This is a genomic window from Brevundimonas sp. EU05-FHT14B11, assembly GCF_058790835.1.
In genome coordinates this window covers 222,296-237,417 of the sequence record NZ_JBYTCY010000001.1, presented here as the reverse complement: position 1 = coordinate 237,417, position 15,122 = coordinate 222,296, and the positions used below count along the sequence as shown (strand labels likewise).

The window sequence follows — 15,122 nt, the reverse complement described above, 5'->3', positions numbered from 1 at the left end:
CCCTTCCGCCGCCACCGAGATCCGCGAATACCAGCCACTAGCCACTCGCCACCTGTTCAAGCCGCCTCGCCCAGCGCCTGCAGCCCCGCCCGGCTCGGGCACAGGTCGCTGATCACGCAGGCGCTGCATTTCGGCCGGCGCGCCGTGCAGGTGTAGCGGCCGTGCAGGATCAGCCAGTGGTGGGCCTTCGGAAGCCACTCCTCAGGCACGATGCGGTGCAGCTGGGCCTCGACCTTGTCGGGCGTGCCGGCGTTGGCCAGTCCCAGTCGGTGCGAGACGCGGAAGACGTGGGTGTCCACCGCGATGGCCGGCTCGACGCCCATTTCATTCAGCACCACGCTGGCGGTCTTGCGCCCGACGCCGGGCAGGGCCTGCAGCGCCTCGCGGGTCAGCGGGATCTCGCCGCCGTGCTGTTCCAGCACGATGCGGCTGAGGGCGATGACGTTCTTCGCCTTGCCGCGATACAGGCCGATGGAGCTGATGAAGGGGATCAGCCCTTCCTCGCCCAGCGCCAGCATCTTCTCCGGCGTGTCGGCGACCTTGAACAGCTTGTCGGTCGCCTTGTTGACCCCGACGTCGGTCGCCTGGGCCGAGAGGGCGACCGCGACGACGAAGGTGAAGGGATTGGAGTAGTTCAGCTCGGTCTTCGGGTCCGGCATGACGGCCGCCAGCCGTTCGAAGATGGTCTCGACCCGATCCTCGTCCGGCGGCCAGCGCAGCATCGGAATGGCCGCGCCGGTCATGACGGCGGGGCGTTTGGGCGCGGGCTTCTTGCGGGGGCGGGTGGGAGGCTTCATTCCCCCTCGTCCCCGGCAGCTGGGCCGGGATCGAGCCCCAGCGCGGCCAACGCTTCCCGCGCCGCACGCTCGCCCTCCATCCAGGCCCCGTGGGCGGTGCCGTAGAAGGCTTCGGCGGTGGCTTCGCCGGCGAGGAAGATGCGGTTCTCGACCGGGGCCTTGAGCTTGCGGCGGTCGCCGGCGTGGCCCGGCATGGCGTGGGAATAGGCGCCGTGAGACCAGGGATCGGCGCCCCACATGGTGGCCACGACCGGGGCCAGCCGCTTGCGCATGTCCGAGCCCAGCAGGTGGACCAGTTCTTCCACGGCGAAGGCGAAGAAGCCGTCCTGGCCTTCCGCCTCCAGCCCCCGGGCCAGGTCGGCGCCGTAGTAGCCCTCGATCATCGGACGGCCGAAGGGGCGCAGGTGATAGCCGCCGGTGTCGCCGGTGTCGCGGCGGCCCCACAGCTGGCTGTCGGGCGGGAAGTCCTCGGCCTTGGCGACCGTCATGTGTATCTTGGACGCCAGCCCCAGCGGCACATAGGTCGCGGCCTCGACCAGGTCGGGCAGGGGCGGGTCGAAACGCAGGGTCTCGCGCGCGATCAGGTCGGTGGGGACGGTGACGATGACGGTGCGGGCCTCGATCACGCCCCGGTCGGTCTCGAGCCGCAGAACGGGTCCCGAGCGGTCGATCCGGCGCACCGGGCAGCCCGTGACCACCGCGACCGGACGGCCCAAGGTCTCGATCAGGCGGCCATAGCCCTCGCGGACCCGCCAGTTGATCCCGGTGTCGCGATAGGCGTCGTAGTCGAGGATGGAGACCTCGGCGAAACGCGCGCCGTTCAGGGCGCCGGAGATGGCGTCCATGCGGCCGTTCCAGCGGCAGTCAGGCTCCAGCAGGGTCGAGGCCGGGCCCTCGTGACCGCGCGCGGCGGCCTGGGCGATGCGGTCGTCGAAGGCGTCGAAGGCGGCGCGGAACTCGGCCTGTTCCGAGGTGGTGATCTCATGACCGAAGGCCTGGCTCTGCCAGGGGGGCGGGGTGCGATCGACGGTCAGGCCGGCGGGTTCGACCAGGGCGGCCAGCGGATTCTCGTCGGCGGAGTGCAGCCAGCCGCAGCCCATGTCGAGGCCCTCGCCCTCGAACGGCAGGGTCCAGGCGCGGCCGCCGATGCGGTCGCGCGCCTCCAGCACGGCGACGGTCAGCGGGCGGCCGGACAGTGCGCGGGCGGCGGCGAGGCCGGCGGCGCCCGCGCCGATGACGGCGACATCGACGGAGGCGGGGAGGGTATCGGTCATCGCGGTCCTGACAGATGGGTATGCGACCTGTCGCCGAAGCGGCGGAAAGCTTCAAGGCGCCGTCCTCCGACAGGACCGATCACACATCGAAACATCACGTGTTGCGGCGTCGAAATGAGCAGAGTTGATTTTTGGACGCTTGTGTCCATTTATGCGCTCGTTCCTCCCCGAACGCCTCCTCTCGAGAATTCCGCACATGGCCCTGAATCCCGCCGTCAAGAAACGCCTGCCCCTGATCGTCGCCGGAATCGTGGGCCTCGCCCTGATCGTGGGCGGGGTCGTGTGGTGGCAGGGCAAGCAGCGGTGGGAGGCCACCGACAACGCCTTCGTGCAGGCCGACACCACCGAGGTGAGCCCGCAGGTCGAGGGCTATGTGGTCGAGGTGCTGGTCGCCGACAACCAGCGTGTCGAGGCCGGCCAGGTGCTGATCCGCCTGGACGACGCCGACGCCAAGGCCAACCTGGCCCAGGCCGAGGCCAATCTGGTCGCGCTTCAGGCCGGGGTCAGCAACGTCGACGCCCGCGCCCAGCAGGAACAGGCCCTGATCGCCAGCCGCGCCGCCTCGGTGACGCAGGCCCAGGCCCAGGCCGACCTCGCCCGCCAGCAGGTCAACCGCTACGGCCAGCTGGCCGAGAAGGGCTGGGTCTCGCAGCAGCGCATCGAGAGCGAGCAGGCGGGGGTGCGCACGGCGCAGGCCAGCGTCGCCGAAGCCCAGGCCGCCCTGGTCGCCGAACAGCGCGCCGCCGGCGTGCTGGGCTCGACCCGCGAACAGTCGGTGGCCTCGGTCGAGCAGGCCCGGGCGCAGGTCGACAAGGCCCGCATCGCCCTGGAGCGGACGGTGATCCGCGCGCCCGTCGCGGGCGTGGTCGGCGCGCGCGGCGTGCGCGTGGGCCAGTATGTCCGTCCGGGCGGGACCATCCTGTCGATCGTGCCGCTGGGCGACACCTATGTGGTGGCCAATTTCAAGGAGACCCAGCTGGGCCGCCTGCGCATCGGCCAGACGGTCGAGATCAAGGCCGACGCCTTCAAGGGCGAGCCGCTGGTCGGCCATATCGACAGCTTCGCCCCGGCCACCGGCTCGGAGTTCGCCCTCATCCCGGTCGAGAACGCCACCGGCAACTTCACCAAGATCACCCAGCGCATCCCGGTCCGCATCCGGGTCGACCGGCGCGAGGGCGCGGCCCTGCGTCCCGGCCTGTCGGTCGAGGTCAAGGTCGATCTGAAGAGCGAGGGCGGCCTGACCTTCGCCGAGTCCGCCGCGGGCGCGATCCAGACCGCCGCCGCCCCGACCGCGACGGCGCAGTGATTTTCTCCCCTCCTGGGGAAGGTTGAACCATGACGTCCCAGTCCGTCGCACAGACTTCGGCGCCCGCCCCCGCGGCGCCGCAGGTCAACTGGACGATCCTCCTGCTCGGCTTCGCCGGCATGGTGATCGGCCAGTTCATGGCCATCCTGGACATCCAGATCGTCGCCTCGTCCCTGCCGCAGATCCAGGCGGGCGTGGGCGCCTCGGCGGACGAGATCAGCTGGATCCAGACCGCCTATCTGATCCCCGAGGTCGTGATGATCCCCCTGTCGGGATACCTGTCGCGGCTATGGGGGACGCAGCGGGTCTTCCTGCTGTCCTGTTCGGGCTTCATCCTGATGAGTGTCGCCGTCGGCCTTTCCGGGTCGGTCGAGCAGATGATCTTCTTCCGGGCCGTCCAGGGCTTCGTCGGCGGGGCCATGATCCCGACCGTGTTCGCGGTGGCCTTCACCGCCTTCCCACCCGCGCAGCGCGTGACGGCCAGCGTGATCATGGGCCTGATCGTGACCCTGGCCCCGACCATCGGGCCGACGCTGGGCGGCCACCTGACCGAGCAGCTCAGCTGGCGCTGGCTGTTCTTCATCAATGTGCCTCCGGGCATGCTGGTGCTGTTCCTGGTCAGCCGTTACGCCAATTTCGACAAGGGCGACCCGTCGCTGTCCAAGGGTTTCGACTGGTTCGGCCTGGCCCTGATGGCGACCTTCCTGATGAGCCTGCAGTTCGTGCTGGAGGAGGGGGCCAAGAACGACTGGTTCGCCGACGACCAGATCCTGCTGCTCGCCGTCGTCGTCGCCGTCACCGGACCGGCCTTCATCTGGCGGACCCTGACCTACTACAACCCGATCGTGGAGCTGCGGGCGTTCGCGAACCGCAACTTCTTCGTCGGGGTGGTGATGACCTTCACCGTCGGCCTGGCCCTGTTCGGCGGGACCTTCCTGCTGCCGCTCTTCCTGGGCCGGGTGCGCCATTATTCGGCGGCCGAGGTCGGCACGACGATGGTGGTGTCCGGCCTGGCCATGTTCGCCACCGGCCCGTTCGCCGGCCGTCTGGTGCGGGCGGTCGATCCGCGCATCCTGATGTTCGGCGGCTTCATGATGTGCGCCTGGGGCATGTGGGACGCCCATGCGGTCACCGACCAGTGGGGCTTCTGGCAGTTCGCGGGCGTGCAGGCGCTGCGCGGCGTCGGCGTGATGATCGCCATGATCGCCTCGCAGCAGGTGACCATGTCGACCCTGCCGCCGCACATGGTGAAGAACGCCTCGGGGCTGGTGAACCTGTTCCGCAACGTCGGCGGGGCGGTGGGCCTGGCTCTGCTGAACACCTCGCTGACGACCAACACCGCCCTGCACATGAGCGAGCTGACCCAGAACATCCAGAACACCAACGCGGGCATGCAGGGCATGCTGGCGGGGATGCAGGACCGGTTCGCGGGCTCGATCGATCCCGCAGGCGCCTCGATGAAGGCGGTCTACGGCATGCTGCAGCTGCAGGCGACGACGCTGGCCTTCGGCGACGCCTTCGCCATGCTGGCTATCGGCTGCGCCGCCGCGGCCTTCGTGACCCTGCTGGCCAAGCCGGTGAAGCCGGGCACGGGCGTGGCCCCGCCGGCGGACGCACACTGATGCCGCGCGTTGTCGGACAGGTCGACGAGACCAAGACCGAGGCCATCCTGGACGCGGCCTTCGCCCTGTTCTCGGAGAAGGGCGCGGGGGTGTCGATGGAGGCCATCGCGCGCAAGGCCGGGGTCTCGCGCCAGACGCTGTACAACCGCTTCCCGTCCCGGGTGGAGATGGCCCGCGCGTTGGCCTCGCGCCGGTCGGACGCCATCAGCGCGCCGCTGCGGTCGGGCGGCGATCCCGAGACGGTGCTGACCGGCATGGCCCGCGCGCTGTTGGAAAAGATCTGCAGCCGGGACGGCCGGGGCTCTATGCGCGGCGTGGCGATGATCTCGCCCCAGGCGCCCGAGGTCGCCCACGCCATCTATGACGCCGGACCGGCCGAAGGGCTGAGGCGTCTGTCCGTCTGGCTGGCCGAACAGGACCGGAAGGGGCTGCTGGTGGTGCCCGATCCAGTCGCCGCCGCCGAGATGTTCGCCGGGATGACCCTTGGCCACGGACATCTGCGCGGAATACTTGGCGTGCCCCAGCCCCCGTTCGACCCGGACGCTCGTGCTCTGGAGACGGCGCGCCGCTTCATCCGGGCCTTCGCTCCGGAATGACGCGGGCGGGTGATGGGTGTAAACCGCGCCCGTCCCCCAAGTCGTGAGCCTGCCCCCATGCTGATCCACCTGTCGTCCTGGCCCGAGATCGACGCCCGGCTGAAGGCCACCAAGACCGTGGTCGTGCCGATCGGCTCCAACGAGCAGCACGGGCCGACGGGCCTGCTGGGCACCGACTGGCTGTGCCCCGAGATCATCGCCCATGCGGCGGAGAAGGAGGATGAGTCGCTGGTCGTGGCGCCGACCTTCAACATCGGAATGGCCCAGCACCATCTGGCCTTCGCGGGCACCATCTCGCTGCGCCCCTCGACCTTCATGGCCGCGATCACCGACTGGGTGATGTCGCTGCAGCGGCACGGCTTCGAGCGGATCTATTTCCTCAACGGGCACGGCGGCAACGTCGCCACCATCGAGGCCACCTTCGCCGAGATCTACGCCGAGTGGAGCTTTGTCGAGGAGCGTCCGCCCTTCGTGCTGAAGCTGCGCAACTGGTGGGACCTGCCGGGGGTGCACGGGCTGTGCAACCGCCTGTTCCCGACCGGCCACGGCATGCACGCCACCCCGTCCGAGATCGCCGTCACCCAGGCCGCCTATCCGGACCGGATCAAGACGGCGGACTACAGCCCCAAGATCGCGCCCACGGGGCCTATCCGCGACGCCCTGGACTATCGCGCCCGCTTCCCCGACGGCCGCATCGGCTCCGATCCGGCCCTGGCCAGCCCCGAGCACGGCCAGACGATCATCGACGCTTCCGTGCCCGCCCTGCTGAAGGACGTGGCCGACTTCTCGAACGAAGTGTTGCCGTAGCCTCCGGCGAAGCGCACGGTCCCGGCATGAGCCCCATCGACGAAGCCGCCCGCGCCGCCCGCGCCGGACAGGAACTGATGCAAGCCTCGGGCGACGTGATCGCCCGGCGGCTGGGCATCGTCGCGGACGCGATGCGCGATCCGTCCAAGGCCGACATGCGCGAACTGTCGCTGATGAGCTCCGAGAAGGTCGAGGCCATGGCCGCCTCCGCCCGCGTGGGCATGACGGGGGCGATGGCGCTGGCCCAGACCGCGCAGACCGTGGCCGCGCGCGAAACGGCGGCGGCGAGCCGGGCCTTCGACGCGGTGATGACCTCGACCACTCCGGCCGAGGCGATGACCGCCCAGGGGCTGTGGGCGGCCAACGCCTGGACCCGTTCGATGCAGGACGGCTGGGCCATGGGCGCGGCCCTGATGAAGCTTCAGACCGACGCCCTGCAGCCGATCCACGCGGCGGCCACCGCCAATGCGAAACGGCTCCGGAAGTAGGGAACGAGTCGCGCGGCCAAGGCTTCCGCCTTCGTAGCAACGGAGGCCCAGATGGCTGACGATCCCAAGAAGACCGACCCGCATCCCGGCATGATGGGCGACGGCACCGAAGAGCAGAACCTGAACCAGCCCGGCGACCCGTCGAAACGGATCACCGAGGAGGAGGTCGAAGAGGCCTTCGGCGGCGACGACGAATAGGGCTTAACGGCCCAATCCTAGCGGAACGGCGGCTCGTCGAAGGCGCGCAGCTTGCGGGAGTGCAGGCGGTTGCCTTCGGCGCGCAGCAGATCCACGGCCTGGATGCCGATCTGGAGGTGTTCCGAGATGGAGCCCTCGTAGAAGCGGTTGGCCTGTCCCGGCAGCTTGATCTCGCCGTGCAGCGGCTTGTCCGACACGCACAACAGCGTCCCGTAGGGCACGCGGAAGCGATAGCCCTGGGCGGCGATGGTGGCGGATTCCATATCGATGGCGACGGCGCGGCTCTGGTTGAAGCGCAGCGCCGACTTCGAATAGCGCAGCTCCCAGTTCCGGTCGTCGGTGGTGACGACGGTGCCGGTGCGCAGACGCTTCTTCACCTCTTCGCCCGGCGCGCCGGAGACCATCTTGGCCGCATCGTAGAGGGCGCGCTGGACCTCGGCGATCGAGGGAATGGGGATGTCCGGCGGCAGCACCGCGTCGAGCACGTGGTCGTCGCGCAGATAGGCGTGGGCCAGGACGTAGTCGCCGATCGTCTGCGACGGGCGCAGGCCGCCGCAGTGGCCGATCATCATCCAGGCGTGCGGCCGGGTGACGGCCAGGTGGTCGCAGATGGTCTTGGCGTTGGACGGGCCGACGCCGATGTTGACCAGGGTGATCCCGTTCCAGCCCGGCGCGGTCAGGTGGTAGGCCGGCATCTGGTGCTTCTTCCACGCGGCGTCGGCGACGACAGCCTCGGGGTTGGGCGTATCGCGCGTGACCACCACCCCGCCCGAGGTCGAGAAGGTCTCGTAGATGCTGTTCGGATCCTTGATCTGCTCCAGCGCCCAGCGGACGAACTCGTCGACGTAGCGGTTGTAGTTGGTGAACAGGATGTAGTTCTGCACGTCCTCGACCGGGGTGCCGGTGTAGTGGCGCAACCGGGCCAGCGAGAAGTCGGTGCGCAGGCCGTCGAACTGCGACAGCGGGAAGTCCTCGGCCGGATCGAACAGGCCGTCGGAGATCTCGTCGCCGATGTGGGCCAGGTCGGTGGTCGGGAAATACCGCGCGATGGCCGCCGTCATACTGGCGTCCAGCACCACGTCCGAGCCGTCCAGCACGTAGGGGAAGGGAATCTCCTGCTCGGACGGGCCGACGTCGAAGGTCGCGCCGTAGTCTTCCTCGAGCAGGTTGAGCTGTTCGTTCAGGTACGAACGGTACAGGTCGGGCCGGGTGATGGTGGTGGAATAGACGCCCTGCCGCGAGAGGCGGGCGTAGGAGCGGGTCGCCAGATTGGCCGGCCGGTCGCCGAACCAGCTGACGCGAAGCTCGGGATAGGAGAAGAGGCCGGTGGCCCGGGCCGCGGCGTCGGGGCGCTCGCCGGTGGCGAGGAAGGTCTTCACCGCGTCGCGCAGATTGGCGACGGATTGGCTGTAGAGGGTTTCGAGGCGGTCCAGCGCCGCCTGTGCTGTCATCGTGTTTGTCATGACCTCCCCTAGCGGAAGATCATGACCTTGGCGAGACGGCGGAGCTTAAGGCGCGTCGTCCTTGACCAATCGGGTCAGGACCAGCCGGTCGCCGCGAATCTCGAACTCCAGCGTGGCTTCGCCGCCGGAGGGGCAGCAGTTGCCGTCCGACGGACGCCATAGGGCGGTCCGGGCGGTCATGCCGTCATAGCTGAACGAGACGCCCTTCCAGATTTCCAGGCCGGTGGGCAGCAGGGCGGGCAGGTCGATGTCGCGCCAGCTTTCGTTGTCGATCTCGGTCAGCGGATGATCGGCGCCGGGGGTGAAGCGATACAGGGCGTCGGCGTTGTACGCCCCGGTGCCGGCCATGAACCCGGGCACGGCCACGTAGGCCCGTTCCCCGATCCAGAAGGCCCTGGGCGTATCGTACCACGCGCCGTCATGGCTCCAGGCTTCTGGGCGGAGCCGGTCGGATCCGGTCATCAGCACATAGCCGCCGCTGACGCCGTCCTCGTCGGTTGAGCCCTGCTGGAGCTGCCACATCAGGGGTTCGCCCCGGATGTTCAGATAGCCGCCCATGGTCGAGAGACAGTTGTCCAAGCCGATGTCGACACACCGTCCAGGCAGGCTGTCCAGAGCGACGGCGAGGGACCGCGCCTTGCTGTCCCGTGCGGCGGCCGCGCGCCAGCGGTCCGCCCAGCGCTCATCGGTGTCGCCGGGATCGGCGCCCTCGCTCTGGCGATCCAGCCGCCATTCCTGATGTTCGCGGTCGAGCCGCAGCGGCGTCGGCGTGGCCGCGCGGGCGGCGGCGAAGGCGGCCTGGGCGGCGCGCTCACGGTCCTGCGGCGCGGCGGCCGTCAACAGTCCCCAGACAAGGCCCGAGGCCAGCAGAGCGGCGATCTTCATGGCTGTGTTCTCCCGAGACGCAGAATGCGCTGATCTAGGTCGCCGTCCAGTGACGCTGTCTGACGCTCAGCCCAGTTCGCGGTGGAAGAAGGCGACCACGTCGTCCAGCACCGGGGCCTTCTTGCGGAACAGGGGCGAGAAGGTCGCGATCAGGTCCTCGTGCGACAGGCCGGGATAGAGTTTGGCCTCGCAGCGGCCGCCGACGGCGTGCATCCGCTCGCACAGGATGGTGGTGTCCTCGGCGTGAACGATCTTGTCGGTCGTACCGTGCCCGGCCCAGATCGGCGGGGCGTCGGCGCGGACGAAGGAGACCGGCTGGGTCAGGGTCAAGTCAGGCGCGCGGCCGAAGGCGTTGATCGAGGACGGCGTGTCCAGCGGCAGGAAGTCATAGGGGCCGGCCAGTCCGGCGGCGGCCTTGATCAGGTCCGGCGCCTCGACGGCGGCCATATAGCGGCGGTCCAGCGCGATCATCATGGCCAGATGGGCGCCCGCCGAATGGCCCATCACTCCCAGTCGGGCCGGGTCGCCGCCGTACTGCGCCGCGATCCGTCCGGCCATGGCGGTCGCCGCCGCCGCGTCCTCGATGAAGGCGGGGAAATGGACTTCGGGCACAAGGCGATAGTCGGGAACCACGACCACGAAACCGCGCGCGGCGAGGGCCTGGGCCGCCCAGCCGTACAGGTCCTTGTCGCCCGCGTACCAGCCGCCGCCATAGAAGAAGACCAGCACGGGCCGCGGGCCGGTCGAAGGCGCGAGGGGCGTCCAGACATCCAGCGTTTGCCGGTCGTCCGGGCCGTAGGACAGGTTGTGGGCGGCGCGGCGCACGCCTCCGTCGCGGGGACCCAGGCCGTTGAGCAGGCCGAGGGGAGAGCAGGCGGCGGCGAGGGCGCCGAGGGTCGGGACGAGAAGGCCGCGTCGGGTCATGCCCCAGATACGCACGAAGAGCCGCTCCGGACCAAGGCGCGGGCGTTTATCGGGCGGAAGAAATCAGCGCGCCGCAATTGGCGTCCTCCGCCAGGCCTGGATCGACGAAGGGCAGGAGGGCGATCAACGGATTGACCACGGCGCCGAGGACGCCCGCCAGCCCGGCCTGGGCCACGACCGAACCGGTGTCGATGCCCACATGCGGCGCGGTCAGCGGTCCCTGCACCACGATGGGCGACCAGAGCCGGACCAGCCGCGCCTGCTTGGTCTCGCCATCGATGCGCAGGTTCATCGTCTCGGCCCCCAGGTCGATGGTCCCCGCGCCCCGGGCCAGCACCGGGGTGGTGTCGATGACGAAGGTGCGGGCGGTGGCGGTCCCGCCGGCGACGCTGAAATCCGCGACGCCGCAGCGGATCTCGGTCGTGGACTCGTCGCCGCCCAGCAGCCTGAACAGGCCCGCCGTGGCGTTGATGCCCAGCAGTTCTGCGAAGGCGGAGCGCATCTTGCCGTGCGGCACGACCAGCGTGATCTGTCCCTTGGAGGCGGCGGCGAAGTCATGGATCGAGGCGCCGGGGCCTTCCAGCCGGGCGCGTCCAAGGGCGCTGCCGGTCACGGTGGGGGCGCCGCCGCGCGCGGGAATGATGGACTCCAGCGGATAGCCGCGCAGACGGAAGTCGATGGCGCTGTAAGGGGTGTCGCGCTTGGCGTTGATCCGCGCCGTGCCGCGAAGTTCCCCCCGGTTGAAGTTGAAGGCGACCGGATCGAGATCGAGGACGGCGTCCTTCAGCTCCGCCCCCAGCTCGACCTTGCGGATATCCAGCTCGTTCCGCTTCACCTGGGCGGCGGTGTATCTCAGCGTGCCGTCCATGGCGCGCAGGCGCTCGACCGCCAGCGGGGCGTCGGGCAGCAGGCGGCCGGGCTGGCCGGAGGTGACGACCGTATTGCCCGCGGGGGTCACCGTCGGTCGGCCGCCCAGCACCGAGGCCAGGTCGTCGATATCCAGCAGGCGGGAGTGCAGCACCGCGTCGACGCGGCGGCGGTCGCCAACCTTGTCGACCACGAGGTCGCCGGACAGGTCCGAGGAGCCGACCCGACCGGCGAAGTCGCTGAAGGTGAATTTGGCGTCGTCGCGGGTCAGGGTCCCCGACAGGCGATAGGGCGGGGTGTTCGGCGTCGTGATGCCGGTCAGCAGGTAGAGATCGGCCAGGTCGCGGCCCTGCAGGCTGAGGGTTGAGCGGAACTGGCCCAGGTCGAAGGGCCGGGTGATCGAGCCGCGCGCCTCCAGCCGGGAGCCGACGCCCGCCAGCGTCGCCTGGAAGGCGTAGGGATGGTCTCGGCGGATGTTGATGAAGGGGCCGCCGTGCACGGCCAGCGTCAGGGGCGTGCCGTTGATCGTGCCCTCGCCCTGCAGATTGAAGCCGGCCCGACCGTCCGAGCCCTCGCGGGCGGTGACGGTGGCCTCCAGCCTGATCTTGCGGCGCTGTTCATCGAGCGAAATCTTGCCGTCGCGAATGATCAGCCGGTTGATCGGCGGCAGTTTCAAGCCTTGTCCGTCGTCTGGCCTGTCCGGGTTCAGTTTCCAGCTCTGGCGGCCGTCCTCGGTGGCGATCAGCACGGCCTCCGGGCGGGTGATGGCCACCATGGGCATCTCGATCCGGCCTATGAAGAGGGCGCGCAGCCGCACCGAGGCCTGCAGGTCGGCGACGCGCAGGGTGTCGCGCTCCCGCGCCCAGACGGGGCCGCCGACGCGGATCTCGCGGGCCTGGACCGACGGGGTCCAGCTGAACAGCTTCACGTCGAGGTCGCCGTTCAGCTCGATCTCACGCTCGTACTTCGCCGAGGCCCAGCGGCCGATCGGACCGCGCAGCCAGTTCCAGTCGAACAGCATCAGGAAGGCCACGACGGCGAGGATCAGCAGCAGGGTGATGGCGACGGCCGTCTTCTCGGCCGGTCCCGGGCGGCGGGCGGCGGCGATGAAGGGGTCGTTGTCGCGCCATTCCCGCAGACGGGCTCCCGCCGGAGCCAGGGCGCGGTCGCGGAAGGCCAGCCAGTTCGGATTGTCTTTCAAGGGGTTGGGCAATCGGTACGGCTCCGTCGAAGCCTGCACAACGCATGAGGGGACCGAAAGCCTCAGGACCGGCGTTTGGCTTCATGTCAAATTTCATACTTTCAAACGTCACATAACATTTACATCTGCTGCGTTTGGCGCATTATTCGCTCCGAGTCCTGAGCATTTCAGGCGTTCTGGAGGAACTCCTATGCGCACCATCCGCGCCCTTGCCGCCCTCGCGGTCGCCGCGTCCGCCCTGTCGGCCCTGCCCGCCGTCGCCCATGATGCGGCCCAGTCGTCGACGGCCCGACCGGTGCTGGTCTGCGGCACGGACGCCGCCACCCGCCGCGCCTTCACGCGGGAACACGGCGCCGCGCCGGTGTTCATCACCGCCCGCGAAGCCCTGGCGCTGCAGCCGTCCGATCCCGCCTGGTCGACGCCGCGCTGCATGACCTCGGTCGAGCACGCCCGCTACGTCAGCGCCGCGACCACCTACGCCCGCACCGCCCGCTAGTACCGGACGACGGCTATGAAAAAGGGCGCTCCCGGCGGGAGCGCCCTTTCTCTTGCCTGAAGCGGCGATCAGTTCGCCGGCTTCAGATACTTGTCCAGCCAGCCGAACACTTCGTTGTGCCATTGCAGGCTGTTGGCCGGCTTCAGCACCCAGTGGTTCTCATTGGGGAAGAACAGCAGGCGGCTGTCGATGCCGCGACGCTGCAGCGCCGTGAAGGTCGACAGGCCCTGGGCGGTGGGAATGCGGTAGTCGAGGTCGCCCTGGACCACCAGCATCGGGTCGCGCCAGTTGGCCACGTGGTGGACCGGGTTGAACTGCTCATAGCCCTGCGGGTTTTCGTAGGGCGTGCCGCCGTACTCCCACTCGGTGAACCACAGCTCCTCGGTGCCGTAGCCCATGCCGCGGATGTCGAAGACGCCGTCGTGGTTGACCAGGCATTTGAACTCGCCCGGCCAGTTGCCCGCGATCCAGTTGATCATATAGCCGCCGTAGGACGCCCCGAGGGCGCAGGCGTTGTCGCCGTCCAGGAAGCCGTATTTCGCCTGCGCGGCGGCCCAGCCCTTCTGCAGGTCCTCGAACGGGCGGTCGCCCCAGTGCTGGCTGATCGAGTCGGTGAAGGCCTGGCCGTAGCCGGTCGAGCCGTGGAAATCGATCATGACGACGGCGTAGCCGGCGCCGGCGTAGGTTTCGGGGTTCCAACGGTAGGACCAGCCGTTGCCGAACGAGCCCTGCGGCCCGCCGTGGATCAGGAAGGCGACCGGGTATTTCCGCCCCTCGACATAGTTGGCCGGCTTGATGACGTAGCCGTGGACCGTCTCGCCGTTCCAGCCCGGGAAGTTGAACTGCTCGGCCTCGCCGAAGGCCTTGGCGTCCAGCTGCGGGTTCACATTGGTGATCCGGGCGGGCATCTCGCGGCCCCGGAAGGTCTTGACGAACAGCTCGCTGGGCCGGGTCAGGGTGTCCTGGGCGAAGACGAAGCCCGAGGGGGTCTGCTGGAAGGCCGAGACGTGACCCGGGCCGGTGATCGGCACGACCGAGCCGTTGCGGACGTCGATCGAGAAGATGCGGGTCTGCCCGACGTCGCCGGCGGTGGTGTACAGCGTCCGGCCGTCCTTCGACCATTGCAGGGTGTCGGCCGAGCGGTCCCAGTCGGCGGCGATCTGACGGGTCTGGCCCGTCGCCACGTCGCGCAGGAAGATCGAATATTTGTCAGCCTCGAAGCCCGGGCGGGCCATGGCGCGGTAGGCCAGGGTCTTGCCGTCCGGCGAGTAGACGGGGCCGGTGTCCCAGGCGTCGTTGGCGTCGGTCAGATTGGTCAGCCGGCCCGGTTCGGCGATGGCGACCTGGTAGAGGTCGAAATTGGTGCTCCACGGCTCGGACTTGCCGGCCTCGCGGGCCGAGAAGACGATGCCCTGGCCGTCCGGAGTGAAGGTGAACTCGCTCTCGTCGCCGAAGGGCTTGGAGGGGGTGTCGCCGTCGAAGCCGCGGGTGACCCAGACCGGGTCGCGGCCGCCGGCCGTCGGAACCACGAACAGGTGGTTCTGCGTGCCGTCGTTCCAGGTGTCCCAGTGGCGCACGAACATGCGGTCATAGGTCTGGCCGGTCGAGGGATCATCGGCCACGGCCTTGTTGCGGTCCACCGTGCAGGCCAGCGTCTCGCACTCTGGGAAGACGGCCAGCGACACGGCCACCTGCGCGGCGTCGGGGCTGAGGCGGTAGGCGTTCACGTCGAGCGGCAGGTTGGTGACCTGCACCGGGGCGGTCCCGTCGGCCTCGGCGCGCCAGACCTGGCTCGAACCCGAACGGCTCGAGAGGAAGTACAGCTTGCCGTCCGAACCCCAGCGGGCGGTGTTGGCGCCGCCCTCGTTGATGGCCAGACGGCGGCCTTCACCCGGGTTCTGCAGGTCGATCACGAACAGGGCGCCGGCGCGGCGATTGGCGGCCACGTCGGTGGTGGTCAGCGAATAGACGACCCAGCGGCCGTCCGGCGACACCTGCGGATCGCCCAGCCGGTTGGCCGAGATCATGTCGTTGTAGTCGAAGGCCTCGCGCGCCTGGGACGACGCCGTGGCGGGGGAGGCGGCGGGCGCCTCGGCCAGGGCGGGGACGGCGGTCGCCAGCGCGATGGCGGCGACGGCGCACGAGAGCAGGGAGCGGTGACGCATGGGCGGTTCCTCATGGCTTGATCGCCAACTTGG

General features: G+C 69.4%; 14 protein-coding genes. 7 read left to right on the top strand and 7 right to left on the bottom strand.

Going from position 1 to position 15,122, the window contains the following annotated elements; genetic code table 11:
* Positions 1–56 precede the first annotated feature (56 nt).
* Positions 57–797: an endonuclease III gene (nth, locus tag AC3WRV_RS01210; protein ID WP_492311852.1), complete on the bottom strand. Its 741-nt coding sequence runs from the start codon at positions 795–797 to the stop codon at positions 57–59.
* Entirely contained in the window at positions 794–2,071 is a 1,278-nt protein-coding gene (locus AC3WRV_RS01205; RefSeq protein ID WP_492311851.1) for a flavin monoamine oxidase family protein, read from the bottom strand. Before AC3WRV_RS01205 ends, nth begins: the two co-directional genes overlap by 4 nt.
* A 196-nt stretch (positions 2,072–2,267) precedes the next feature.
* Here AC3WRV_RS01205 and AC3WRV_RS01200 point away from each other — a divergent pair, with 196 nt between their 5' ends.
* The 6 genes from AC3WRV_RS01200 to AC3WRV_RS01175 are packed head-to-tail and all read left to right on the top strand — an operon-like array spanning position 2,268 to position 7,088.
* Positions 2,268–3,377 carry an HlyD family secretion protein gene (locus AC3WRV_RS01200; RefSeq protein ID WP_492311850.1) on the top strand — a complete coding sequence of 370 codons (1,110 nt, stop codon included), beginning with the start codon at positions 2,268–2,270 and terminating at the stop codon, positions 3,375–3,377.
* A gap of 29 nt (positions 3,378–3,406) precedes the next feature.
* A complete protein-coding gene (locus AC3WRV_RS01195) occupies positions 3,407–4,999 on the top strand; it encodes a DHA2 family efflux MFS transporter permease subunit (protein ID WP_492311849.1) in 1,593 nt (530 codons plus the stop codon).
* The gene (locus tag AC3WRV_RS01190; RefSeq protein WP_492311848.1) at positions 4,999–5,595 is read left to right on the top strand and encodes a TetR/AcrR family transcriptional regulator; all 597 of its coding nucleotides are present in this window, start codon (positions 4,999–5,001) and stop codon (positions 5,593–5,595) included. Before AC3WRV_RS01195 ends, AC3WRV_RS01190 begins: the two co-directional genes overlap by 1 nt.
* Positions 5,596–5,652: 57 nt before the next feature.
* Positions 5,653–6,402, top strand: a complete 750-nt coding sequence (locus AC3WRV_RS01185) for a creatininase family protein (RefSeq protein ID WP_492311847.1) — start codon at positions 5,653–5,655, stop codon at positions 6,400–6,402.
* 26 nt (positions 6,403–6,428) lie between these two features.
* Positions 6,429–6,890 carry a phasin family protein gene (locus AC3WRV_RS01180; protein WP_291835862.1) on the top strand — a complete coding sequence of 154 codons (462 nt, stop codon included), beginning with the start codon at positions 6,429–6,431 and terminating at the stop codon, positions 6,888–6,890.
* Between the two features lie 51 nt (positions 6,891–6,941).
* Positions 6,942–7,088, top strand: a complete 147-nt coding sequence (locus AC3WRV_RS01175) for a hypothetical protein (protein ID WP_492311846.1) — start codon at positions 6,942–6,944, stop codon at positions 7,086–7,088.
* A 17-nt stretch (positions 7,089–7,105) separates the two neighbouring features.
* Here AC3WRV_RS01175 and AC3WRV_RS01170 read toward each other — a convergent pair whose 3' ends face one another.
* From AC3WRV_RS01170 to AC3WRV_RS01155, 4 genes are all read right to left on the bottom strand, one after another.
* Positions 7,106–8,551 (bottom strand): AMP nucleosidase, encoded by a 1,446-nt coding sequence (locus tag AC3WRV_RS01170; protein WP_291835869.1) that lies wholly within the window; start codon positions 8,549–8,551, stop codon positions 7,106–7,108.
* Positions 8,552–8,596: 45 nt separating this feature from the next.
* A complete protein-coding gene (locus AC3WRV_RS01165) occupies positions 8,597–9,436 on the bottom strand; it encodes a hypothetical protein (RefSeq protein ID WP_492311845.1) in 840 nt (279 codons plus the stop codon).
* A gap of 66 nt (positions 9,437–9,502) precedes the next feature.
* Positions 9,503–10,375 (bottom strand): alpha/beta hydrolase, encoded by an 873-nt coding sequence (locus AC3WRV_RS01160; RefSeq protein WP_291835881.1) that lies wholly within the window; start codon positions 10,373–10,375, stop codon positions 9,503–9,505.
* Between the two features lie 31 nt (positions 10,376–10,406).
* On the bottom strand, positions 10,407–12,440 hold the full coding sequence (locus AC3WRV_RS01155; protein WP_492311844.1) for an AsmA family protein: 2,034 nt from the start codon (positions 12,438–12,440) through the stop codon (positions 10,407–10,409).
* 178 nt (positions 12,441–12,618) lie between these two features.
* On the opposite strand from AC3WRV_RS01155, the gene AC3WRV_RS01150 reads away from it, so the two are divergent.
* Positions 12,619–12,924 carry a hypothetical protein gene (locus tag AC3WRV_RS01150; RefSeq protein ID WP_291835886.1) on the top strand — a complete coding sequence of 102 codons (306 nt, stop codon included), beginning with the start codon at positions 12,619–12,621 and terminating at the stop codon, positions 12,922–12,924.
* Positions 12,925–12,992: 68 nt separating this feature from the next.
* Here AC3WRV_RS01150 and AC3WRV_RS01145 read toward each other — a convergent pair whose 3' ends face one another.
* Positions 12,993–15,089 carry a S9 family peptidase gene (locus AC3WRV_RS01145; RefSeq protein WP_492311843.1) on the bottom strand — a complete coding sequence of 699 codons (2,097 nt, stop codon included), beginning with the start codon at positions 15,087–15,089 and terminating at the stop codon, positions 12,993–12,995.
* Between the last annotated feature and the right edge of the window lie 33 nt (positions 15,090–15,122).